The following is a 22,499-nucleotide window of genomic DNA, read 5'->3' as shown; positions in this document are numbered from 1 at the left end:
CAGCTTCACAATTGCTTGTTTCTACATAAATCTACCGACGTATAACGGGTGTCCCTATATACCGTTAGGTTTCACTATATTTTGCTCTTATCCGGCTCAGCCTTTTCACCAAAACAAAGCATCAGCCTTTCACCTCAACATGATCCAGCGCCTGATTCACCGCCAATTCCCCCAGCATCACCAACTGCGCAATGCCTATCGCGGTTCTGCGGTAGGTGGGGTCGAGGGTGGCGGCGAAGTTGTTGAGCATCTCGCAGGCCGAGCCCAGGGACTCGCTGGCGTTGGCCAGCAGGGATTCGGTGTCGTAGGCCGGGTTGGCGAAGTACATCGGTTCGGGTTGTTTGGTCGTGCCCATGACATGGGCGCCGGGGCAGAGGTAATGATCGAGGGCGCGGTTGGCGGCGTCGTGGAGTTTTCTGCAGTCGATTGAGCTGTAGGGGGACGTTGGGTCGGTTTCGACTTCTGGGGGATTCGGGGTTGGCTTCTTCATAATGGCTTCTTTCTAGTCGATAGGTGGAGCTGACCTACTCGGTTCCAATCGAAGAGGTGGCAGCTGTACGCGAGTTGGAACCCGGGCGAAAAAAGCCAAAAACCCGACAGACTCGAAGTCTCTCGCGCACAGCCGCCATAACAAGAGTGCACACCATGAAGGCGGGCAAGCATACGTCATGAAAGCTGCTTTTGCTTTTTTGGGAAGTCGCCGGGGTTCCAATCCCGATCGCCGATTCATCAGCGACCCTCACAGGCTAGAGTCCGCACTTCCGACGGACAACCTGAAAACCTTGTGGGAAGGTTCAGTAAACAGGGCCAACTCTTTAAACATCCCGTATCGAAAAACCGCGTTTACAGATCCCCAACACTCCCCCGGTTCTCACACTCGCCACGACCCGCTAGCATTTCCCCATCGCCCACCACCCTCCCCCTGCGCGGCCATCGACGAATACGCGCCATCACGTTTCGAGGGATTCAAAACCGTGGCCTCCGAGCCACCCAAATCAAATTCAAAAGAGCATCAAATCCATGACCCAGAACATCTACGACGACCCCGAGTTTTTCCAGGGCTACAGCCAGATGAACCGCTCCATCGGCGGCCTCGATGCCGCGCCGGAATGGCCGGTGCTGAAAGCCTTGTTGCCCTCCCTGCACGGTTTGCAGGTAGTGGATCTGGGCTGCGGCTATGGCTGGTTCTGCCGCTGGGCCAGCGAAAACGGCGCTGCCCAAGTGCTGGGCCTGGATGTTTCGGAGAAAATGCTCGAACGTGCGAAGGAAACCACCTCGGCCGCGAACATCCGCTACGAACGTGCCGACCTGGAACACCTCGACTTGCCTGCGTGCACTTACGATCTGGCCTACAGCTCACTGGCCCTGCACTACATCAAGGATCTCTCGGGGCTGTTTAACAAACTGCACGCGGCGCTTAAACCCGGTGCGCATTTTGTGTTTTCCATCGAGCACCCGATCTTCATGGCGCCGCGCAATCCGGGCTGGCTGATCGACAGCGAGGGCCACAAGCGCTGGCCGCTGGACAGTTATCAGATGGAGGGCGAGCGGGTGACCAACTGGCTGGCCGATGGCGTGATCAAGCAGCATCGCACGGTCGGCACGCTACTCAACGCGTTGATAGGCGCCGGATTCACGATTCAACACGTCAATGAATGGGGCCCGAGCGATGCCGAAGTGGCCGCGCAACCGGCGCTCGCTGAAGAGCGTGAGCGGCCGATGATGATGCTGGTCGCCGTACAACGCTGACTCCAAAAGAAAGGGCCGATCAAGTCGGCCCTTTTTCATTTCAACGTGTGGCGACAATGAACAACCGCGGAAACGGCAACAACACCGAACCATCCGCCAGCGCCGGATAAGCCTTCGCAACCTCCGCCAGATATTGCGCCAGATAGTCCGCCCGCTCGGCTTCCGTCAACGGACTGAGAAACGGAATCAGACCGCTACCCTTGAACCACTCGACAACGCCGGAAGCCCCGCCCGCCAACTGATGGTGATAGGTGGTGCGCCACACATCGACCCGCGCGCAATGCGGCCGCAGCATCGAGAAATAAGCACTGGCATCCGCCATTTCCGTCCGCTGCCCCGCCGCACCGGCCAGTTTGCTGGCCCACGGCCTGTTGGCAGCCACCTCACGCATCAACCGATGGGACGGCTCGTTGAGGTTGTCCGGCATCTGAATCGCCAGACTGCCACCCTGCGCCAACTTGCCCGCCAGTGCCGGCAACAACGTCGCGTGATCCGGCACCCACTGCAAAACAGCGTTGGCAAAGATCACATCGAACGGCCCTTCATCGGCCCATTTATCGATGTCCGCCACCTCGAACTGCAACTGCGGCAGACGCTTGCGCGCGGCGTCGATCATGTCCGGCGAACTGTCGAGCCCCTGCACTTTCGCCCCCGGAAAACGCTCCACCAACAACTCGGTCGAGTTGCCGGGGCCACACCCGATATCAACCACGGAACGCGCCTCGGCCGTGGGAATCGCCGCCAGCAGGTCGCGGGCCGGGCGGGTGCGTTCATCTTCGAAAGTGACGTATTGCTTGGCGGACCAGGTCATTGCGCTCTCCTGTCAGGACTTTTGCAGTGGTTCGCTACGATACATCGACTCCCTGCGCATCCCCTATCCGACTTAAGACGTGACGGCGGCAAGCACCTTTTTCGCGGACTTCGCTTGCATAAAAAAACCGGCCGATGGCCGGTTCTTTGGAAAATCCCACACTAGTCGTAATAGCCCACGGTCTTTTTCAACTGATCTGAATACTCGTAGATATCATCCACGGAGTTAATAGGATGGCGGGTTTCGTTTTTCTCCTCGTCGAAAATGCCGATGTACTTCTGCGAACGATTGAAGTGCAGACGACAGATCGGTTTTCGGTTGTTGTCATCGAGCAGGATCCCAAAGTAGCTCTGCGTGTCACGCTGAACGATTCGTTTGGCATCGACAATCGATCGAACGACCGCCCGAACAATGTGATACCCCTCCAGTTCCTCCAGAGTGGTCAAAACCTTATCGTCGGACTCGTCACGGGGATCCACCGGATCCGTCCCACCAGATGCAGCGGGAATAGACGCCAGAGCAGGCTGGATCGCACCACTCATGGCTGACTTGAGGCGGTCATTGATCTGGTCATTGAGAAATTGAACGACCGCTTTTCTCGTCAGTTCGTGAAACTGATCCCGCACCTTCTGCGTAATGACTCCGTCGTAGACTCGCGAAGCAAACACTTTGACGAAATCGTCATCCGGCTTGCTGACTTGCGAGGCGATAACTTTTTTGATCTGGCTTACGTACTTCAGCTCACCCGCCGCGTTGATGATCGAATCAACGTCGAACGCAGACTTGGTGAGCTTGATAAGTTCTGGCACCGAATATTCATCAATGTCCAGAAGGTCCAGTTCAAGGAAGGGTTTTTCATCCATCTTGTTCGGCGCATCCAGGTCAGTGAAGAACTTGTAGACCTGGCCGTTGGTGAGGATGGAGATTCGAGCGCTGGTTACGTGGAAATAACGGAACAGCTGCGAGGCGTGATTGATGTGCAGTGGCTCGCCGATTTTCTTGCACTCGATGAGGATCTGCACTTCGCCCTCTTTCATGATGGCGTAATCGATTTTTTCGCCCTTCTTCGTGCCGATATCGCAAACAAATTCCGGCGTCACCTCTGTCGGGTCGAATACGTCGTAACCCAGAACAGTACTGATGAAGGGCATGACAAACGCGTTTTTTGTCGCCTCTTCTGTCTGGATTGCAGCGCTCTGCAACCGGACTTTGGCGGCAAGACTGGTTAACTTTTCGAAGAATTCCATGAGCGGCCTCTGACTGGGTTTCTATCCGTGCACTCGCATGCTGGCAAATTGACTGCCATTTGATCCTAGACGCAAACCCACACAAAGAAAGTTCCCACTTCCAAAAGCGTTCAAAACCGTGACCTGGAACAATCAAGTTTCAAAGACAGCAAGTCTCTGTAAGTAGAATTTTCCGCCCCCCTCCGATGTCTGAATTTCAAGCGCCCCCACAAGGAACACAGCCATGAAATTCGCAAAAATCTCCCAGACGCTCGCCCTCTGGGCCGGCAGCCCCAAGACGTTCATGGGGGCGTTGATTCTGATCGGGCTCTGGGGGTTGAGCGGGCCGATTTTCGATTACAACGACACCTGGCAACTGATCATCAACACCTCGACCACGATCATCACGTTCCTGATGGTGTTCCTGATCCAGAACACCCAGAACCGCGACACCGATATCCTGCATTTGAAACTCGATGAGTTGCTGCGGGTGAACAAGGAGGCGCAGAACGCGATGCTCGGGCTGGAGTCGCTGGATCTCAAGCAGCTGGAAGCGCTGCGCCGGCATTACCGGGCGATGGGCGAGAACGAGGTGTTCGACCTGGAAGGCCTTGGGGACAAGAGCAAGCCGAAACAGGATCTGAACGACTGTTGAAGAACGCAAAAACGGCGCCATGAGCGCCGTTTTTTTATTGCTGCGGATTTAGCGACTGGCCAGGGCCTTGGCCATTTCCAGATGACTCTGCAGTTTCGGAAGGGTCTCGTCGGCAAACGCCTTGATCTCCGGCACGTCGGTGGTCTGGGCTTCCTGCTGGATCTGTTCGATGGCTTCTTCCGTGGCTTTGACCTGGCTGGCGGCGTAGGCCTGATCGAAACTGGCGCCTTCTTTGACTTCCGGCATCAACGCCTTGGCCTTGTCGGCGACTTCTTCGCGTGGCGCCACCGGGAGATCCAGTTTCTTGGCGATTTTCGCCAGGTGCTGGTTGGCGGTGGTGCGGTCGTTGATGACGACGATGGTGTAATCCTTGACCTCTTTGGATTCAGCCTTGCTGTGCGCCAGACGACTGGCCTCGATGTCGGCCATGCCTTTGGCCGAGGCCTCGTTGATGAAGTCGGCGGGCGACTGGGCAAAAGCGCTGCTGGCGAACAACCCCAGCAGGCTGACAAAACTGATGTGGCGTACTCGGGTGGCCATCCGGCTCATGGTCGCGCCCTCCTTCTGTGCAGATTCAAGCGGGAGCTTGCGCCCCCGCCTCTCAATCAAAACAACCTTCGCCGACTACTTCGATTTCTGAGCAGGCTTGCGGCCCATGTCGGTTTTTGGCTCTTTGTCGACAGTCGTGGTGGTGGTTTTCCCACCTTTGCGACCGGCTTCAGACGCCTTCGTTCGATCGTTGGCGAAGTTTCCCGAGTTCGAGTTTCTTGAGTTAGGCATGATTCTCTACCTCTTGGCATTGATCGTAAGCGAGCAGGTGCCCGCCTAGATTGAGAATTTCCTGACTGCCAAAGGTTTAGAAAAGTTGCCGTCGCCGCGACGAACGGTGAACCGCCAATCAGCTGTCCAGCCTTTTATGATTCTGCCGTTTGACGGCGTACATCACTTGATCGGCGTGACGAAACAGTTGCTGTTCCTCATCGCCATGCTCGGGATAACGGGCCACGCCGATGCTCGGCTCGATGTGCAGGTTGTGCCCGTCCAGGCGCATGGGTTGCACCAGTACCTGTCGGATTTTTTCCGCGACACTGTCGGCATCGTCGGCGGCGTGGACGCTGTGCAACAGCACCACGAACTCGTCGCCGCCGATCCGCGCCACGGTGTCGGTCTCGCGCACGCAGCCCTTGAGCCGGTTGGCCACCGCCTGCAACAGCATGTCGCCGACCCCATGGCCAAAGGTGTCGTTGACCTGTTTGAAACGATCCAGATCGACGTATAGCAGCGCCATGTGCCCGGCCCGTTCCCGCGCATGGTTCAGCGCAGCCTTGAGCCGGTCGCGCAGCAGTTCGCGGTTGGGCAACTGGGTCAGTTGGTCATACTGCGCCATGCGTCGAAGACGGGCGTGCAGTTGCTGGCGTTCGATGGCAGTGGCGACCTGGGCGCAGACGTATTGCAGCAGTTCCTTGTCGCGCTCGGTATAACGCTCGCCGCCGGGCAGGCTTTTGACGATCAGCGCGCCAATCGTGCGGTCTTTCGAACTCAGCGGCACGCCGAGCCAGCACGGCGATTGCTGTCCGGCCACCAGCGCGGCGAACTCCGGCGGCGCGTGGGGGCAATCCGGGGTCAGCAGGATTGGCTGGCCGCTGCGGATTACTTCCGCACACAGGCGCCCGGTGACGGTGCCGGGTTGTTCCGGTTGCAACTCGTCATCGTCGACGTGATAGGGAAAATTCAGCTGCGCGCAATGTTCGTCGTACAGCGCCACGGAGAAGTTCAGCGCCGGCAGCCACTCGCCGATGATCAGGTGGATGCGCTTGAACAGCGCCAGCAGATCCTCCGCCGCGTGCGCCGCTTCGGAGATCGCGTACAACGCCGCCTGACGGGATTCGGCGAGTTTGCGTTCGGTGATGTCCCGGGCCACGGCGATGCGCAGTTGATCGACCTCCGACCAGCGCGCCGACCACAGAATGTGCACGACGCTGCCGTCCTTGCGTACGTAGCGGTTTTCGAAATTGTGCTTGGGCTCGCCGCCCATGATGTCGCTCGCGGCGGCCAGGGTGCGCTCACGGTCGGCCGGGTAGACGTAGTCAATCATCGACTGGCCGATCAGTTCGTCAGGCGTGTAGCCGAGAATCCGCTCGCAGGCCGCGCTGACAAAAACGAAACGACCTTGCCTGTCGACCGCGCAAACGGCGTCCAGCAACAGATCGATGTAACTCGCCAGCGGCGCGGAATTTCGGCTTTTCATGGTTCAGAAAAGGTGTCCGGACAATGCAGCACTTATCCACCGTCCCTGACCCCGACCTCGCATCCTGCGATCGATTTCAAGCCTTGTTCGGCATCAACCCCGGCAGCGCATGCACCAGCGCGTTGATGGCAAAACCGATGAACATGATCCCGCACAATCGGGTGATCGCCAGTTCATGGCGCTGGTACAACGTACGCACCTGGCGCGCCCCGACGATGCCAATGAGGATAGCGTAGGCGAGCAATCCGCCGAGGAAACTCAAAGCGATCAGCATCGGCAGCATCGACCAGTTGAGCAGTTCGGCGCGGCTCGACAGCAGCGCAGTGAAGGTCGCCACCGCCACCGGGTAAGCCTTGGGGTTGGTCAGGCCGAACAGGATACCGTGCCAGAACGGCTGACGCGCCGCACCCTGCGGCTGCTCGCCATTACTGCGCTTGGCCCGCACCGCACGCCAGCCGAGCCAGAACAGGTACAGGCCGCTGAGTACGCCGAGCACATCGAACGCGGTACTGCCGATTTCCCGGGCGCCGACAATCGCGATCAGCGCGGTGCTGCACCAGATCACATCGCCCAGCAGATGCCCGCACAGAAACCCCGCCCCGGCCCGTCGTCCTCGCGCAGCGCCGATACCGAACACCGCCAGCACACCCGGCCCCGGCGTGATGCCGTAAATGAAACCCGAGGCCAGCACGGCCATTAGCAACGATGGAGTCATGAAAACCTGCAAGTCCCGGAAAACGTGGCCGCCAGTCTATCCCAGCGGTTTGTGAATATTCACGACTCGTTGAAAAAACGCATCCCCGCATAAGGCTTTTGCCGACACGCGGACAGTCGCGAGGCGAGATCGCCGACGTGGGCTTCGAGTTTGTGCCCGTCCGGGTCGAGGAAGTAGAACGACGCGCCTTCGCTGCGGTTGTCACGCCATTCCTCCACGTTGGCGGCGCGAAGCTGTTGCACAAACAGCGGGAAATCCGCTGCGCCAAGGCTGAAGGCGTAGTGGGTGTAATCGGCGGCGGACTCGGGTTGGCGTTGCGCATCGAGCGACAGGCACAACCACAGGCCCGGGAGCGACAGATAGGCACCGGCGTCCCACGTGGCTTCGACTCGCAGCTTCAGCACGTCGCGGTAGAACGCGAGGCTGCGATCCAGATCGGTGACGGCGAGGGTCAGATGGTTGAGGCCGGTGAGCATCGGGTCAGTAACCTCTGAGGTCTTCGGGGACGGTGTATTGCTTGCCGTCGTAGGTCAGGGTGATTTGGGTTTTCTTCAGCGGGGAATCCTGAGAAACGCATTCCTTGCCGGCCTTGACGGTTTTCATCGCCGTGCCGCTTGAGGTGACGATCAGGTCGGAATAGCCGTTGTGGCTGACCGGGCCTATTTCCACGGTTCGGCGAATTTGCAGACCTTCACCCACACAGTTTTCCAGCCACTCACCGTTATTCTTGTAGACCACCAGGCCATCAAGTACCGGGCGCAGTTTATTACCCTCGCGCACATAGAGTGTCAGGTCGGTTTTTTCGTAGGGGATGGCGCTTGAATTGTGCGAGAACTTTGACCGCAGCCCGAACGCGCGAACATCCGGGGCCAGGCGATAGCGAGCGGTATCGACCAGCAGATCGGTGAAACGAATGGCATCGGAATTGTAGGCACCGGGTTTCGCATACGTCGCCAGCGTCTTCCAGTTCCTGGTGTCGATGATCGCCAGATCCAGATCAAACACACCGGCATCGTCACTACCTGCATCCGGCACGTAGGTGGATTTGAGGGCAATCGCCTGATCCTTGAACGCCGGCCATGCCTTGCAACGTGCCATTGACTGGTCGCTGAAATCCTTGGTGACGCAGGAAACCTGGGCCTGGGCTGGACCGGTGATGGCCAGCAATCCGAGAGCGATGAAAAGTCGAGTTGGAGTGAGCATTGTTCTTCCTTGAAATAAGTCGCGTTGGCTCTGTATCACTCGATGGCTTTGAAACCTTTAGGCAAGACGTACGATTTTCCGTCGTAGCGAAGGGTTGTCAGTTCAGGACTACTGACACTGATTTTGTCTTCACAAGTATCGCCTTCGACGACATTGGTCGTCCCTGTCGTCTTGGTTTTGATGATCAGATCGGCATAACCATGGGAGCTGGTCTTGGCGATTTCTACCGTTCTGGTCGTCTCATATCGCTCGCCGGCGCAATCACCGTCCCATTCGCCGCCGTACTCATAAACCACTAATTGACTGAGCACGGGACGTAATTTAACGCCCTCTCTCACATAAAGAGAGAGGTGCGTTTCCTCAAGCGGGTTGAGGCGAGAGGCATTGGTGAATTGCACGCGAACGCCAAAGGCCCGTGCCTCGGGGGTGAGTTTGTAGCGTGCGGTATCGAGCGAGATATCTCGCAATGCCACCCCACCCGAGAAGAAAGCGGAGGCTTGGTGATAAGTGGCAACCGGTTCCGTTTGGTCGCTTTTAATGACCGATAAATTGAAATCATAAGTGCCGCTCGTGCCGGTGCCACCCGGCACGGAGCTGCGTTCAAATTTCGCATCCGCGCTGATGTTCAACCCCGGATACGCCGGCCACTGCTTGCACACGGAGAAATCCAGATCACCGATCACCGGCGCAGGCACACAATCAGCCAACACCTGCCCCGCCATCAACGCCCCACACAGCGCCACCCAACCAACGACCCCAGACTTCACTGTCACGCCCCGCTCCTTGATGTTTTTCAGCCGCGCACTATCCCCTGCTCAATCCGTCGATTCAACCAGTTCAACGCCTGATCCCCGCCCCGCCGTTTGTGCCACGCCGATACAAACGTGAACGGTGCAATTTCAAACGGAGGCGGCACGACGATCAGCGATTGGTCATCCACCTCATTCAACGCCCGCGAAGCGACGGTCAGGATCAGATCCGTGCCACTGATGAACTGCGGCGCAACGCTCCAGTGCGGCAGGCTGATGGCGACGCGACGGCGTTCGCGCAAGGCGGTCAGGGTGCGTTCGATTTCCGGGGTGCCGCTGCCGCGCATTTCCAGCAAGACATGGGGACGGGAGAGATAGGTTGGCAGGTCGAGCTGGCCGTCGGCCGGCAGGCTGTGGCGATCGAGCAAACACACGTAGCGTTCCTTGAACAGCGGCATGCTGCGCAGTTCACCCGGCAATTCGGGGAGTACGCCGGCGGCGAGGTCGATGTCGCCGTTGAGCAGCCCTTCGACCATGCCTTCGCGGCTCGCATGGCTGATCTGCAGATCGATGCCCGGCGCTTCCGCGCGCAAGGTGCGAATCAGCCCGGGCAGTATGATCGCCGCGCCGTAGTCCGACATCGCGAGGCGAAAGGTCCGACGGGCACTGGCCGGATCGAAGGTGTTCGGCGCCAGCAGCGATTGCACCTGGGCCAGAATTTCGGCCAGCGGCGCCGCCAGCTCCAGCGCCCGCGCGGTGGGCACCAGCCCGGAACCGGCACGCACCAACAATGGATCACCGAGCAAGTCGCGCAGACGCGCCAACGCGTGGCTGACCGCCGGTTGACTCAGGTGCAGGCGCTCGGCGGCGCGGGTCACGTGCTGCTCGCTTAGCAAGGCGTCGAGGATCACCAGCAGGTTGAGGTCGATGCGGCGCAGATCATTCATTCGATGCATGTTCCGGATACCAAAACAGAATTTAAATCTGCGCGACGAATACCCTAGAGTCCAGCAAAACCTTGCCGGAGAACGATCATGGGAACGATGCAGTGGGTCGGTTTGCTGCTGCTGGCGGTATTCGCCGGGGCGGTGGTGCCGTTTCAGAGTCCGATCAACATCAATCTGGCGCGGGGGTTGGGCCATCCGCTGTGGGCGACGCTGACCTCGCTGGTGGTGAGCGTGCTGGTGCTGTTGCCGGTGATTGTCGCCTTGCGTCTACCGTTGCCGTCGCTGGCCCTCGCCGGCAAGCTGCCGTTGTGGATGTGGACCGGCGGCGCGTTCGGGGTGTGCTTCGTCGCATTGGCGGTGGTGTTGCTGCCGAAGCTGGGGGCTTCGGGATTTCTGGCGCTGGCTTTGGCCGGGCAAATGATCACGTCAATCGTGCTGGATCACTTCGGCCTGTTCGGGCTGATGGAGAAACATCTGACGTTGCCGCGCCTGTTCGGCGCGGTGTTGTTGATGGCGGGGGTGGCGTTGATCCAGTTCTCCCCGACGCTGGAAAAGAGCGCCACAGCCGTTGGATAAGGGTTCAAGCGTAGGCTCTCTAGCACCGGACTTGTCGGGCATTTCATCGCTTCACAGCCCGGCAAGGCTTCGCCCTACAAGTAAATCTCCAACAGCCGTCAATGCTATCGGACGCAGCCGATTCTGACCTTGCATAGCTCTCTGAAAAGTCTGGCAACACACACAATTTGCAACACCCAATGGATTGCCCTGCTCAAGGAGAGCTGCCTATGAATCACCTGACGGAATCCGCCAACACTTTCTCCAATTACCGCAAAGTCATCGCTTTGGCAGACCACGATTGGGAGGCCGCCGAAGCCGGAAAAATCGCCGCACTCAACGTCGAGGTCAAAGGCTGCAATCACTTGCTTGATCAGCACGGGCGCCAACTTCATCATTTCTGCACCACCTCCTATCTGGGTCTCGACCACCACCCTGCCCTGCTTGAAGGCGCCATCGCGGCGCTGCGTGAAACCGGGACACTGCGCGTTGCCAATTCGAAAAACCGCTGCAAGCTGGCACTGCTCGATCAGTACGAAAACGAGCTGTCGCAATTGTTTGGCGCGGTGTGTCTGAGCAGTCTGTCCTGCAGCGCCGCGAGCGCCGGGATCCTGCCGCTGCTGGCCAGTGGCGTGTTCACGCACAACCGTCCGCCGGTGATGGTGTTCGACCGCTTGGCCCACTATTCGATGAATCACCTGAAAGCCAGTTGCGCCGACGAAACCCAGGTACTGACCGGCCCTCACAACGACATGGATTTTCTCGAATCGGTGTGCCAGCGCCACACAACCGTCGCCTATATCGCCGACGGTGCCTACAGCATGGGCGGCGTCGCCAACCTGGACGGCCTGCTGTATCTGAAAGAACGTTATGGCCTGTTTCTTTATCTGGACGACTCCCACGCATTGTCGGCGGTGGGCAGCAACGGTGCCGGCCTTGTACGGCCAAGAATGCCGGCACTGGAAGAGGACTGCCTGATCGTCGCTTCGCTGGCCAAATCGTTCGGGGCGAGCGGCGGTCTGGTGATGCTCGGCAATCAGCGGCAGAAGACATTGATCCAGCGTTACGGCGGGCCGAGCAACTGGTCGCAAAGCCTCAATTGCGCGGCCATTGGTGCGGGCCTCGCGTCGATCGAGCTGCATCGCAGTGCAGAACTGAGGGCCTTGCAGGTTCGGCTCCAGGCCAATATTCGCCTGTTCGACAGCCTCTTGAGCACCGAACAGCACGGCAGCTCCATGGCCATCCGCTTGATCAACTGTGGCGACGCCGCCCTGGCCAATCGAATCGCCATTGAACTGGCCGAACACGGTTTTTTCACCAGCGCCGTGTTTTTCCCGGTGGTAGCCCAGGGCAAAGCCGCGATCCGCGTTACGCTGCGCGCCGACATGGAATCGACACTGATCCACCACTTCTGTGATTTGATCACCGACCTGTTAATGACTCACGGTAGCGATCGCCACCGCTGAACCTTCACGGACGACTTATGAACCCCGGCCTCATTCTGCTTATCACCTGCTCCACCGTGTTCCTCGCCCAGTTGGGCATGAGCATTTACCTGCCGGCGCTGCCGCAGATCGCCGGACATTTGCAGGTCGATGCTCGGCAGGTGGCCTGGGGCTTGTCGCTGTACCTGATCGGCATGGCGCTGCCGATGCTGCTCTGGGGCAGTCTGGCCCAGCGCATCGGCCGCAAACCGGTGCTGCTGGCGGCGCTGGGGATTTATGGTCTGGCGAATCTGGCGCTGCCACTGGGTGCGACGCTGGAATCGTTCCTGCTGCTGCGACTGATTCAGGGGATTGGCGCCAGCGGCATTTCGGTGATGGCGCGGGTGCTGATTCGTGACAGCTTTCGGGGGGATCTGCTGGCAAAGGCGTTGTCGTGGATTTCGATTTCGTTCGTTGTCGCGCTGGGGATCGGGCAATACGCCGGTTCGCTCATTCAGGTGACGCTGGGCTGGCAGGCGATCTTTTATCTGCTGGGTGCGGTCAGCCTGTTGATGGCCGCGATTGTCTCGCGCCTGAATTTTCCGAAACTCGTCGAAGCGTCCACAACCGCTTCGCCCTGGGCGGTCTACCGAACGATCCTGATCCATCGGGCGTTTCTTCTGCCGGCGCTCGCGGGCGGTCTGGGTTATGGGGTGATCATCGCGTTCAACAGCGCTGTGCCGTTGATTCTGCAAGGCCCGTTCAACTGGTCGACGACTGAATATGGGTTGCTGGGCTGGCCGATCAGCGCCGCATATTTTCTGGGGGCGCTGGCGGTCAATCGCTTTGTGCTGCGTACCGGTCAGCACCGGTTGATGACACTGGGGGTTGGGCTGGTGATGGCCGGCACTGGCGTGATGCTGGCTGGCAGCCTGTTGGCCAGCTCGATGGCCTGGCTGCTTTGGCTGCCTTACTGCGTCGCCGTGTTCGGTCAGTCGCTGAACTATCCGATCAGCCTGTCACGGGCGAACGATGGCGCGCCGATTGCCGGCGCCTACGCAATGGCCCTGAGCGGGTTTATCCACCAATTGATGGCGGCGCTGATCGGCGCCGCGGCCAGCCTGTTCGCCAGTCCGCAAGCGTGGCCGCTATCGTTGCTGTGCTGCATTCTGGCGATGGGCGCGCTGCTCTGTACGAGAGGCACGCCCGTTCGCCTGCCCGCTTAAAACGCGCTGCGAAAAATCTCCTCGATCTGCCGCTGATCCGCCGCCCGCGGATTGGTGAAGCCGCAGGCGTCTTTCAGGGCGTTGGCGGCGAGCACCGGGATGTCGGTGCACTTGGCGCCCAGATCACGCAGGCCGCCGGGAATCTCCACGTCTCTAGCCAAACAACGGATCGCATCAATCGCGGCTTTTGCGCCCTCCTCCGGACTGAACCCGCGAATATCGGCGCCCATGGCGTGGGCCACGTCAGTGAGGCGGTCGGCGCAGACCAGCGCGTTGAACGTCTGCACATGCGGCAACAACACCGCGTTGCACACCCCGTGAGGCAGATCGTAGAAACCGCCCAACTGGTGCGCCATCGCGTGCACGTAGCCAAGGGACGCATTGTTGAACGCCATGCCCGCGAGGAACTGCGCGTACGCCATGTTTTCCCGCGCGGCCAGGTCGCTGCCGTCGCGCACGGCCAGACGCAGGTTGTTGCTGATCAGGGTCATGGCCTTCAGCGCGCAGGCGTCGGTGATCGGGTTGGCGGCGGTGGAAACGTAGGCTTCGATTGCATGGGTCAGTGCGTCCATGCCGGTGGCGGCGGTCAGGCCTTTCGGCATGGCGACCATCAGCGCCGGGTCGTTGACCGACAGCAGCGGCGTGACGTTGCGGTCGACGATGGCCATTTTCACGTGGCGGGTTTCGTCGGTGATGATGCAGAACCGGGTCATCTCGCTGGCCGTGCCGGCGGTGGTGTTGATGGCGATCAGCGGCAGTTGCGGCTTGGTCGATTGATCGACGCCTTCGTAGTCACGGATCTGCCCGCCGTTGGTGGCGCACAACGCGATGCCCTTGGCGCAGTCGTGTGGCGAGCCGCCGCCGAGGGACACCACGAAATCACAGTGGCTGTCCTTGAGCAGCGCCAGCCCGGCCTCAACGTTGGCGATGCTCGGGTTCGGTTTGGCGCCGTCGAAGATCACTGAATCGATGTCCTGCATCGCCAGTTTCTCGGCAATCATGGTCGCCACGCCAGCCCTGGCCAGACCGGCGTCGGTGACGATCAGCGCCTTGCGAAAACCGTAGTTGCGGATCGCATTCATTGCTTCGTCGAGGCAGCCGCTGCCCATGATGTTTACCGCGGGAATGAAAAAGGTGCTGCTCATGGCGCGTCTCCTGGCTGGGGCCGAATCGACGCTTGCAATTCGGCGGGTGCGCAAAGGATCGACCGATCGGTCACGGCGGATGTTGATCTGGCTCAATGCCCGCTCGTGATAAAGTCGCCGTCCATCTGCCCCTTTGTTTTGAGACGTGCCCTGCAATGAGCGATTTTCTGGATGTCGACGCCACCCTCGAAGACTGGAACGCGTTGCGCGCCACTACCGACTTCAGCGGTCTGCTGCTGGGCAACGGCGCCAGTCGCGCGGTGTGGGACGATTTCGGCTACGACTCGCTGTTCGAAAACGCCCGCACGGTGGAAGAGAAGCCCCTGAGCCCGTCGGAACTGAGCGTGTTCGACGCGATGCAGACGCGCAGCTTCGAGCAGGTGCTCGGCGCGCTGAAAACCACCAGCCGGGTCAACAAGGCTTTGGCCGTCAGCTCGGCCGCGCCGCGCAACCGCTACTACGCGATCAAGGAAGCGCTGATCAACACCGTGCACGCGGTGCACATCCCGTGGCGGCTGATCGAAGCCTCGACTTTGGCGACCCTGAACAGCGAACTGGCGCGTTATCGCACGGTGTTCACCACCAACTACGACCTGCTCAATTACTGGGCCCTGCAACATCAGGGCGAGGTGATCGACGACCTGTTCAACGGCCCCGATGCGAGTTTCGATTTGTGCGAAAGCAGCACGGAAAAACCGCGTCTGCTGTACCTGCACGGCGGTCTGCACCTGGTGCGCAATCAGGACGGCACCGCGCGCAAACTGACCGCCACCGAGGGCACGCTGCTCGGCAGTTTCGCGATCAACAACACGATCAAGACGCTCGACGACGTGCCGCTGTTCGTCAACGAAGGGCCGAGCGCCGACAAGCTCAAGACCATCCGCAGTTCCGATTACCTGTCGTTCTGCTACGACCAGTTACTCGGTCACGGCGACAACCTGTGCATCTTCGGCCACGCCCTCAGCGAGCAGGACAACCACCTCGTGCGCGCCCTGCGTCTGGCGAAACCGAAGACCGTGGCGATCTCGATCTACCCGCGCAGCGCGGCGTTCATCCAGCACCAGAAGCGGCACTACGCGAAGCTGTTCGAGGGCACGGGTGTCGAATTGCGGTTCTTTGATTCCAAGAGCCATGCGCTAGGGAATCCGAAGCTGTCGGTGCCGGTCGAGGTCTGATCACTCCTCGCTGCTGTGCACCACCACCAGCAACTGCGCCTGCACCTCGCCCACTGAGCGGATGCGATGGGGTTTCTGCGCATTGAAGTGCAGCGCATCGCCCCGCTCCAGCAGCACCCGTTCGTTCACGAAGTCCACTTCGACTCGACCTTCGTGGACGAACAGAAACTCCTCGCCCAAGTGTTCCTTGAAGGTTTTGTCGGTGAATTCGCTCGGCGGGTAAATGATAAACGGCAGCAGGCTGCGCTCGCTGACCTGATGAGCCAGCACCGCGTAGCCTGGGCTGTGGTCGTTGGCCGCCAGCGACTGGCGTTCGTGGCTGCGCACCAGGCTGTAGCTGTCGAGGCTGACGTTGTCTTCGGAGAACAGCTCCTCGACTTTCACGTTCAGCGCCTTGGCCAGTTTCAGCGCGGCGGCAATCGACGGCGTGTTCAACCCGCGCTCGACCTTCGACAGGTAACTCTTGGTCATGCCGGATTTCTCGGCCAGCGCCTCAAGGGTTACGCCAAGTTTTTTTCTCAATAATTTCAAACGGATAGACATGCGAAGCGATTAATCCAGCAAAGGAAAGACGATTTGTCCTTGCCAATGACACAAAGTGTCATATAGCCTCTTAAGTGTCATCCATGGCAACCATCACAGGACACGGATATGGCGAAGACATTAGCACTACCCAAAGACGAACTGGTCAAGCAAGCGCTGACCCAGATGCAAAAAAGCCTGGCGGATAATACGTGGACAGACCGGCAAAAGCTGGCCCTGACCTGCCGGATCCTGTTCGAGAACGGCCACGATTCGGGCCTCGCCGGGCAGATCACCGCCCGTGGCCCGCAGCCGGGCACTTACTACACTCAGCAACTGGGCCTGGGTTTCGACGAAATCACCGCGAGCAATCTGCTGCTGGTCAACGAAGACCTGGAAGTGCTCGAAGGCCACGGCATGGCCAACCCGGCCAACCGTTTCCACAGCTGGGTGTACCGCGCCCGGCCGGACGTGAACTGCATCATCCACACTCACCCGACGCACATTGCCGCGCTGTCGATGCTGGAAGTGCCGCTGCAGATTTCCCACATGGACCTGTGCCCGCTGTACGACGATTGCGCGTTCCTTGAAGGCTGGCCGGGTGTGCCGGTGGGCAACGAAGAAGGCGAGTTGATTGCCGGGGCCTTGGGCGACAAACGGGCGATCCTGCTTTCCCATCACGGTCAACTGTCCACCGGCACGACCATCGAGGAAGCCTGCGTCATCGCGCAACTGATCGAGCGCGCCGCCAAACTGCAATTGCTGGCAATGGCCGCCGGGACGATCAAGCCGATCATCCCCGAGCTGGGTCGCGAGGCGCATGACTGGGTGTCGAAACCCAAGCGCCACGCCGCAGCCTTCAACTACTACGCCCGGCAGAACCTGCGTCAGCACGCCGATTGCCTGAACTGAACACCTCATCCTTGCGGAGCACTCTCATGTCCAATATTCACGGCATCATCGGCTACACCATCACCCCGTTCGGCGCCAACGGCGAAGGCGTTGACCTGCCGGCCCTCAGCCGCTCCATCGACCGTCTGATCGCCGGCGGCGTCCACGCCATTGCGCCACTGGGCAGCACCGGCGAAGGCGCCTACCTGAGCGATGCGGAGTGGGACCAGGTCGCCGAATTCAGCATCAAGCACGTCGCCAAACGCGTGCCGACCGTGGTCAGCGTGTCCGACCTGACCACCGCCAAAGCGGTGCGCCGCGCACGCTTCGCCGAAGCCCACGGCGCCGACGTGGTGATGGTGCTGCCGACGTCCTACTGGAAACTCACCGAGGCGGAAATCCTCGCCCACTACCGCGCCATCGGCGACAGCATCGGCGTGCCGATCATGCTCTACAACAACCCGGCCACCAGCGGCACCGACATGTCGGTGGAGCTGATCCTGCGTATCGTCAACGGCGTGGAAAACGTGACCATGGTCAAGGAGAGCACCGGCGACATCCAGCGCATGCACAAGCTGCAACTGCTGGGCGAAGGCCGGGTGCCGTTCTACAACGGCTGCAACCCGCTGGCGCTGGAAGCCTTCGCTGCTGGGGCCAAAGGCTGGTGCACGGCGGCACCGAACCTGATCCCGCAGCTCAACCTGGATTTGTACGAAGCCACACTGGCAGGGGATCTCGGCAAGGCGCGGGAGCTGTTCTACCGCCAGTTGCCGCTGCTGGACTTCATCCTCAAGGGCGGTTTGCCGGCGACGATCAAGGCCGGTCTGCGACTGACCGACCTGGAAGTCGGCGATCCACGCTTGCCGGTGTTCCCGCTGAGCGAAGCCGGGCGTAATCAGTTGCAGGCCATTCTCAAAAGCCTGAGCTGATTTCAAGGTACATACCAACCCTGTGGGAGCGAGCTTGCTCCCACAGGGTTTTGTGTTGGATTCAAAGCACCGGCAGTGTCTTGTCCTTGATCACTTTGGACGGCCCGTTGGTCTTGACGCTGGCGATGCCTTTGGCACACGCCGCGTCCGATGAATAGGATTCGCTGCTGCCGATGATCTGGTGATTGGCCGCCTTGAGGTTGAAGTAAGGATGGCCGTCCTTCGTCGATTTTTTCTCGTAGCGGTCATCCAGCAGGCTGTTGGTCTGCACCGAGGCAATGCCGTTTTCGGCGGCCGTGCGGGTGGTGTACAGCTCGCTGGTCAGAATGGTTTCTGCATTCGCCGCTTTCAGCACGAACCTGTACTGGCCGTTGCTGCTTTTACTGATTTCGTACCATCCGGACATGCTGTTTTTCTCCTTTTCGAGGTGTCACAGGGTGATTTTAGTCCCAAGCAAACCAAGGAAACCGGCCAGCCATTTCGGGTGCGCCGGCCAGGCGGGCGCGGTGGCCAGGTTGCCCTGGACATGGCCGTCCGTGACCGGGATGTCGATGTAGGTGCCGCCAGCCAGCCGGACTTCCGGGGCGCAGGCCGGATAGGCGCTGCACTCGCGACCTTCGAGAATCCCCGCCGCCGCCAGCAGTTGCGCGCCGTGACAGACAGCGGCAATCGGCTTGCCGGCCTTATCGAAAGCTCGCACCAGTTCGAGGACTTTTTCATTCAGCCGCAGGTATTCCGGCGCACGCCCACCGGGCACCAGCAGTGCGTCGTAATCCTTGGCATCGACCTTGGCGAAATCGAAGTTCAGGGCGAACTGGTGACCGGGCTTTTCGCTGTAGGTCTGGTCGCCTTCGAAATCGTGGATCGCGGTGCGCACGGTCTTGCCGGCGGCTTTATCCGGGCACACGGCGTGCACGGTGTGACCGACCATTTGCAGGGCCTGGAACGGCACCATCACTTCGTAGTCTTCGACGTAATCGCCGACCAGCATCAGAATCTTTTTCGCGGCCATGGACAGGACTCCTCTGGTGAATGCGCAGGAATATTCACAGTAGCCCAAGGACCGCGATGGCGTTCGCAAACTGTATGGATAACTCTGCGCTCAGCTGTAACAGGCCGATTGCCGTGGTTTGTGGCTAGATGAAGACACCTCCCTGCCACCCTCGAATCTGGTTGCCCTCATGTCTTCGCGCGAAAACACCGGCATGGCCCTCGGCCTGCTCGGCGTGGTGATTTTCAGCCTTACCCTGCCCTTCACCCGCATCGTGGTGCAGGAACTGCACCCGCTGCTCAACGGCCTGGGCCGTGCGTTGTTCGCGGCGATTCCGGCGGCGGCGCTACTGTTGTGGCGACGGGAAAAGTGGCCGACCTGGAAGCAAGTCAAAGGCCTGAGTCTGGTGATCGCCGGGGTGATTCTCGGTTTCCCGGTGCTGTCGGCGTGGGCCATGCAGACCTTGCCGGCGTCCCATGGCGCGCTGGTCAACGGTTTGCAGCCGCTGTGCGTGGCGCTGTACGCCGCGTGGCTGTCCCATGAACGTCCGTCGAAAGCCTTCTGGGCCTGCGCCGCGTTGGGCAGTGCGCTGGTGCTGGGTTATGCGTTGTACACCGGTGCCGGCAGCATTCAGGCCGGGGATTTGTTGATGTTGGGTGCGATCGCGGTAGGCGGTCTGGGTTATGCCGAGGGCGGGCGTCTTGCCCGCCAGATGGGCGGCTGGCAAGTGATCTGCTGGGCGCTGGTGCTGTCGACGCCGCTGCTGATCGGCCCGGTGCTGTATCTGGCTTTCCAGCATCAGGGCGCGGTGTCGGCGAAAACCTGGTGGGCCTTCGGCTACGTCGCGCTGTTTTCGCAGTTCCTGGGGTTCTTCGCCTGGTACGCCGGGCTGGCCATGGGGGGCATTGCCCGGGTCAGTCAGATCCAGTTGCTGCAGATCTTCTTCACCATCGCGTTTTCCGCACTGTTCTTTGGGGAACACGTGGAGCCGATCACCTGGCTGTTCGCCTGCGGGGTGATCGCGACGGTGATGCTCGGGCGCAAGACCGCGGTGCGCCCGGCTCAACCGGGCACGTTACCGGCGGGGGTTCAGCTCAAGCCTTGAGCTTCAGCAGGCCATCGGCGAGCAGCAGGGTTTCGAGGCAGTGCTCGCTGATCTGGTAGAACGCTTTCAATTCCTGAATCTTCACCAGCAGCTGAGTCGGGTCCACCGGCTCGGCGCGCTTCACGGCGAGGATCATCTTGTTCTTGTTGGTGTGGTCCAGCGAGATGAACTCGAACACCTTGGTCTCGTAACCGCAGGCTTCAAGGAACAGCGCACGCAAGCTGTCGGTAACCATTTCCGCCTGCTGGCCCAGGTGCAAGCCGTATTGCAGCATCGGCTTGAGCAGCGCCGGGCTCTGGATCTGCAAGCGGATCTGTTTGTGGCAGCACGGCGAGCACATGATGATCGAGGCGCCGGAACGGATGCCGGTGTGGATCGCGTAGTCGGTGGCGATGTCGCAGGCATGCAGGGCGATCATCACGTCCAGCTCGCTCGGCGCCACGCTGCGCACATCACCGCATTTGAACACCAGCCCCGGGTGTTCCAGCTTCGCGGCGGCGGTGTTGCACAGGTTGACCATTTCTTCGCGCAGCTCGACGCCAGTGACTTCGCCCTCGGCCTTCAACGTGTTGCGCAGATAGTCATGGATGGCGAACGTCAGATAACCCTTGCCCGAACCGAAATCCGCCACCCGCACCGGTTTGTCCAGGGCCAGCGGCGACGAGGTCAGCGCGTGGCTGAAGACTTCGATGAACTTGTTGATCTGCTTCCACTTGCGCGACATCGCCGGAATCAGCTCGTGCTGGGCGTTGGTCACGCCCAGATCCTTGAGGAACGGCCGGTTCAGATCGAGGAAGCGATTTTTCTCGCGGTTGTGCTCGGCGGACGGCACTTCGCGCAATTGCTGGGGTTTGCTCATGAACAGCGAGCTCTTGCCCTTTTTGCTGTATTCGAGCTGGGCTTCGTCAGTCAACGCCAGCAAATGCGCATTTTTGAACGCCGCCGGCAGCAGCCCGGCAATCGTCGCCACCGCTTCGTCCAGCGGCAGGTTCTTGGTGATGTCGCGGGTCTTGTAGCGATAAACGAACGACAGGCACGGCTGCGCCTTGACCGTCACAGGCTTGATGATGATCCGCTGCAGATCCGCTTCTTCGCCGACGTACTTGGCCAGCACCAGTTTGATGAAGCCGTTCTGTTCGAGGCTGGTTTGCAGCAGCTCGATGAACCGGGCGTGGTGATCGGGCGCCGGTTTGGCAGATGCGGAAGGAGCGGTAACGGACATGGGAAAAAGCGGCCTCGGACGGGCAAATCGGGAATGGACGCTAGTTTAGGGGGGATGGGGGTTGGGGACACGCTCTTATTTACCGAACGGCGTTTAAAAGCGGCCCTCACCCCAGCCCTCTCCCGGAGGGAGAGGGAGCCGACCGAGATGTCTTTCGCTATCCATCGACCTGAAATATCGAGTCGATTATGGATTCAACGCCAATCGTTCAAGTCGGTGTATCTCCTCAATATCCCCCAATCGGCTCCCTCTCCCTCCGGGCGGTCCGACGTTTCGGGAGGGCTGGGGTGAGGGCTGCGATATCAAGTCTTACAACACTGCCGAAACTACCCCAACACCACCAAGCGATTGGGCAACTCATTCCTGACCTGCGTCACTGGCACATGCACCTTGAGCAACTCGCCGCACGCCTCGATACAAGTGACGAAGCCCTGCAACGTCTGCCCCTGCCGTACCTGCTCGGTAAACGCCGCGACAATCGAGTCCCAGCTCTTGTTATCCAGCTTTTTGGAAATCCCTTCATCCACCAGAATTTCCACGTAGCGCTCCGCCTCGCAGACAAAAATCAGCATGCCGGTGCTGCCCACCGTGTGATGCAGGTTCTGTTCGAGAAACTGCCGACGCGCCAGGTTCGAGGCGCGCCAGTGCCGAACGTGGCGCGGGATCAGATGAGTGGTGACCTTGGGCAGGCGAAACACCAGGCACAGCACGACAAAACTGACCCACTGCACCAGCAACAGGCTGTGCATCGTCAGCCAGCCCGTCAGGTAATGCACGATCCCCGGCACCACCAGCGCCAGCAGACTGGCCCACAGCAGCGGGATGTACGCGTAGTCGTCGGCGCGGGCCGCGAGCACCGTCACCAGTTCGGCGTCGGTGTCGCGCTCGACCCGGGCGATGGCCTCGGCGACCTTGCGTTGTTCGTGTTCAGTCAGTAATGCCATGTCGTGAAGTGCCTGCTCATTATTGTTATCACCAGCCGCCGGAGGACCCGCCCCCGCCGAAACTGCC

26 protein-coding genes are annotated in these 22,499 nt (G+C 60.1%); 9 read left to right on the top strand and 17 right to left on the bottom strand.

The features are described 5' to 3' along the window. Positions 1-121: 121 nt before the first annotated feature. Positions 122-490 (bottom strand): hypothetical protein, encoded by a 369-nt coding sequence (locus C1X29_RS11755; RefSeq protein ID WP_102717502.1) that lies wholly within the window; start codon positions 488-490, stop codon positions 122-124. 530 nt (positions 491-1,020) lie between these two features. Between C1X29_RS11755 and C1X29_RS11750 the strand changes: the two genes are divergently transcribed. After that, positions 1,021-1,749, top strand: a complete 729-nt coding sequence (locus tag C1X29_RS11750) for a bifunctional 2-polyprenyl-6-hydroxyphenol methylase/3-demethylubiquinol 3-O-methyltransferase UbiG (RefSeq protein WP_102717501.1) — start codon at positions 1,021-1,023, stop codon at positions 1,747-1,749. A gap of 40 nt (positions 1,750-1,789) precedes the next feature. On the opposite strand, the gene tam is transcribed toward C1X29_RS11750, so the two are convergent. Then, entirely contained in the window at positions 1,790-2,560 is a 771-nt protein-coding gene (gene tam / locus C1X29_RS11745; protein ID WP_102717500.1) for a trans-aconitate 2-methyltransferase, read from the bottom strand. Positions 2,561-2,721: 161 nt separating this feature from the next. After that, the gene (locus C1X29_RS11740; RefSeq protein WP_102717499.1) at positions 2,722-3,807 is read right to left on the bottom strand and encodes a type I restriction endonuclease; all 1,086 of its coding nucleotides are present in this window, start codon (positions 3,805-3,807) and stop codon (positions 2,722-2,724) included. Positions 3,808-4,030: 223 nt separating this feature from the next. On the opposite strand from C1X29_RS11740, the gene C1X29_RS11735 reads away from it, so the two are divergent. Further along, entirely contained in the window at positions 4,031-4,441 is a 411-nt protein-coding gene (locus tag C1X29_RS11735; RefSeq protein WP_007957945.1) for a low affinity iron permease family protein, read from the top strand. A 48-nt stretch (positions 4,442-4,489) separates the two neighbouring features. On the opposite strand, the gene C1X29_RS11730 is transcribed toward C1X29_RS11735, so the two are convergent. The 8 genes from C1X29_RS11730 to C1X29_RS11695 form a co-directional block, all read right to left on the bottom strand. Next, positions 4,490-4,990, bottom strand: a complete 501-nt coding sequence (locus tag C1X29_RS11730; protein WP_102685906.1) for a DUF4142 domain-containing protein — start codon at positions 4,988-4,990, stop codon at positions 4,490-4,492. 75 nt (positions 4,991-5,065) lie between these two features. Further along, on the bottom strand, positions 5,066-5,221 hold the full coding sequence (locus C1X29_RS11725; protein ID WP_077045875.1) for a KGG domain-containing protein: 156 nt from the start codon (positions 5,219-5,221) through the stop codon (positions 5,066-5,068). 118 nt (positions 5,222-5,339) lie between these two features. Beyond that, a complete protein-coding gene (locus tag C1X29_RS11720; RefSeq protein ID WP_102717498.1) occupies positions 5,340-6,689 on the bottom strand; it encodes a bifunctional diguanylate cyclase/phosphodiesterase in 1,350 nt (449 codons plus the stop codon). A gap of 76 nt (positions 6,690-6,765) precedes the next feature. After that, positions 6,766-7,404 (bottom strand): LysE family translocator, encoded by a 639-nt coding sequence (locus C1X29_RS11715; RefSeq protein ID WP_007957940.1) that lies wholly within the window; start codon positions 7,402-7,404, stop codon positions 6,766-6,768. A gap of 59 nt (positions 7,405-7,463) precedes the next feature. Continuing rightward, complete coding sequence (gene fos, locus C1X29_RS11710; RefSeq protein ID WP_102717497.1) at positions 7,464-7,880, bottom strand: fosfomycin resistance glutathione transferase; 417 nt, start codon at positions 7,878-7,880, stop codon at positions 7,464-7,466. A gap of 4 nt (positions 7,881-7,884) precedes the next feature. Beyond that, positions 7,885-8,607 (bottom strand): hypothetical protein, encoded by a 723-nt coding sequence (locus C1X29_RS11705; RefSeq protein WP_102717496.1) that lies wholly within the window; start codon positions 8,605-8,607, stop codon positions 7,885-7,887. A 35-nt stretch (positions 8,608-8,642) separates the two neighbouring features. Beyond that, positions 8,643-9,380: a hypothetical protein gene (locus tag C1X29_RS11700; RefSeq protein WP_102717495.1), complete on the bottom strand. Its 738-nt coding sequence runs from the start codon at positions 9,378-9,380 to the stop codon at positions 8,643-8,645. A 20-nt stretch (positions 9,381-9,400) separates the two neighbouring features. Next, positions 9,401-10,312: a LysR family transcriptional regulator gene (locus C1X29_RS11695; protein ID WP_173940187.1), complete on the bottom strand. Its 912-nt coding sequence runs from the start codon at positions 10,310-10,312 to the stop codon at positions 9,401-9,403. 78 nt (positions 10,313-10,390) lie between these two features. Between C1X29_RS11695 and C1X29_RS11690 the strand changes: the two genes are divergently transcribed. The 3 genes from C1X29_RS11690 to C1X29_RS11680 all read left to right on the top strand — a co-directional run bounded on the left by C1X29_RS11690 (position 10,391) and on the right by C1X29_RS11680 (position 13,508). Beyond that, a complete protein-coding gene (locus C1X29_RS11690) occupies positions 10,391-10,879 on the top strand; it encodes a DMT family transporter (protein WP_102717493.1) in 489 nt (162 codons plus the stop codon). Positions 10,880-11,088: 209 nt separating this feature from the next. Beyond that, positions 11,089-12,324 carry an aminotransferase class I/II-fold pyridoxal phosphate-dependent enzyme gene (locus C1X29_RS11685; RefSeq protein WP_102717492.1) on the top strand — a complete coding sequence of 412 codons (1,236 nt, stop codon included), beginning with the start codon at positions 11,089-11,091 and terminating at the stop codon, positions 12,322-12,324. Between the two features lie 17 nt (positions 12,325-12,341). Further along, positions 12,342-13,508 (top strand): MFS transporter, encoded by a 1,167-nt coding sequence (locus C1X29_RS11680; RefSeq protein ID WP_102717491.1) that lies wholly within the window; start codon positions 12,342-12,344, stop codon positions 13,506-13,508. Here the strand turns inward: C1X29_RS11680 and yiaY are convergent. Next, positions 13,505-14,653 (bottom strand): L-threonine dehydrogenase, encoded by a 1,149-nt coding sequence (gene yiaY, locus C1X29_RS11675; protein ID WP_102685897.1) that lies wholly within the window; start codon positions 14,651-14,653, stop codon positions 13,505-13,507. The two genes, C1X29_RS11680 and yiaY, sit on opposite strands and share 4 nt — an antisense overlap. Positions 14,654-14,808: 155 nt before the next feature. Between yiaY and C1X29_RS11670 the strand changes: the two genes are divergently transcribed. Continuing rightward, on the top strand, positions 14,809-15,828 hold the full coding sequence (locus tag C1X29_RS11670) for a DUF4917 family protein (RefSeq protein ID WP_102717490.1): 1,020 nt from the start codon (positions 14,809-14,811) through the stop codon (positions 15,826-15,828). Here C1X29_RS11670 and C1X29_RS11665 read toward each other — a convergent pair whose 3' ends face one another. Continuing rightward, the gene (locus C1X29_RS11665; protein ID WP_085747256.1) at positions 15,829-16,371 is read right to left on the bottom strand and encodes a helix-turn-helix domain-containing protein; all 543 of its coding nucleotides are present in this window, start codon (positions 16,369-16,371) and stop codon (positions 15,829-15,831) included. 108 nt (positions 16,372-16,479) lie between these two features. On the opposite strand from C1X29_RS11665, the gene C1X29_RS11660 reads away from it, so the two are divergent. Together C1X29_RS11660 and C1X29_RS11655 are read left to right on the top strand one after the other, a co-directional pair. Continuing rightward, positions 16,480-17,262: an aldolase gene (locus C1X29_RS11660; RefSeq protein ID WP_007957912.1), complete on the top strand. Its 783-nt coding sequence runs from the start codon at positions 16,480-16,482 to the stop codon at positions 17,260-17,262. A gap of 26 nt (positions 17,263-17,288) precedes the next feature. Next, complete coding sequence (locus C1X29_RS11655; protein ID WP_102717489.1) at positions 17,289-18,170, top strand: dihydrodipicolinate synthase family protein; 882 nt, start codon at positions 17,289-17,291, stop codon at positions 18,168-18,170. A 61-nt stretch (positions 18,171-18,231) separates the two neighbouring features. Here C1X29_RS11655 and C1X29_RS11650 read toward each other — a convergent pair whose 3' ends face one another. Together C1X29_RS11650 and C1X29_RS11645 are read right to left on the bottom strand one after the other, a co-directional pair. After that, positions 18,232-18,576, bottom strand: coding sequence for a YegP family protein (locus C1X29_RS11650; RefSeq protein ID WP_102717488.1), 345 nt, complete (start codon positions 18,574-18,576; stop codon positions 18,232-18,234). A 24-nt stretch (positions 18,577-18,600) separates the two neighbouring features. Continuing rightward, entirely contained in the window at positions 18,601-19,182 is a 582-nt protein-coding gene (locus C1X29_RS11645; RefSeq protein WP_007957909.1) for a DJ-1/PfpI family protein, read from the bottom strand. A gap of 169 nt (positions 19,183-19,351) precedes the next feature. Between C1X29_RS11645 and C1X29_RS11640 the strand changes: the two genes are divergently transcribed. Beyond that, on the top strand, positions 19,352-20,266 hold the full coding sequence (locus tag C1X29_RS11640) for a DMT family transporter (RefSeq protein ID WP_085747260.1): 915 nt from the start codon (positions 19,352-19,354) through the stop codon (positions 20,264-20,266). On the opposite strand, the gene C1X29_RS11635 is transcribed toward C1X29_RS11640, so the two are convergent. Continuing rightward, entirely contained in the window at positions 20,256-21,488 is a 1,233-nt protein-coding gene (locus C1X29_RS11635) for an SAM-dependent methyltransferase (protein ID WP_102685893.1), read from the bottom strand. The genes C1X29_RS11640 and C1X29_RS11635 overlap by 11 nt on opposite strands. Before the next feature lie 326 nt (positions 21,489-21,814). Continuing rightward, entirely contained in the window at positions 21,815-22,432 is a 618-nt protein-coding gene (locus tag C1X29_RS11630; protein WP_085605448.1) for a TPM domain-containing protein, read from the bottom strand. Positions 22,433-22,499: the final 67 nt, after the last annotated feature.

Origin of the sequence: Pseudomonas sp. GW456-12-10-14-LB2 (assembly GCF_002884345.1) — a bacterium.
In the GTDB taxonomy this organism is placed as follows: Bacteria; Pseudomonadota; Gammaproteobacteria; order Pseudomonadales; family Pseudomonadaceae; genus Aquipseudomonas; species Aquipseudomonas paraglycinae.
The sequence above is the reverse complement of the archived record's forward strand: the minus strand, read 5'-3'. Positions and strand labels throughout refer to the sequence as shown.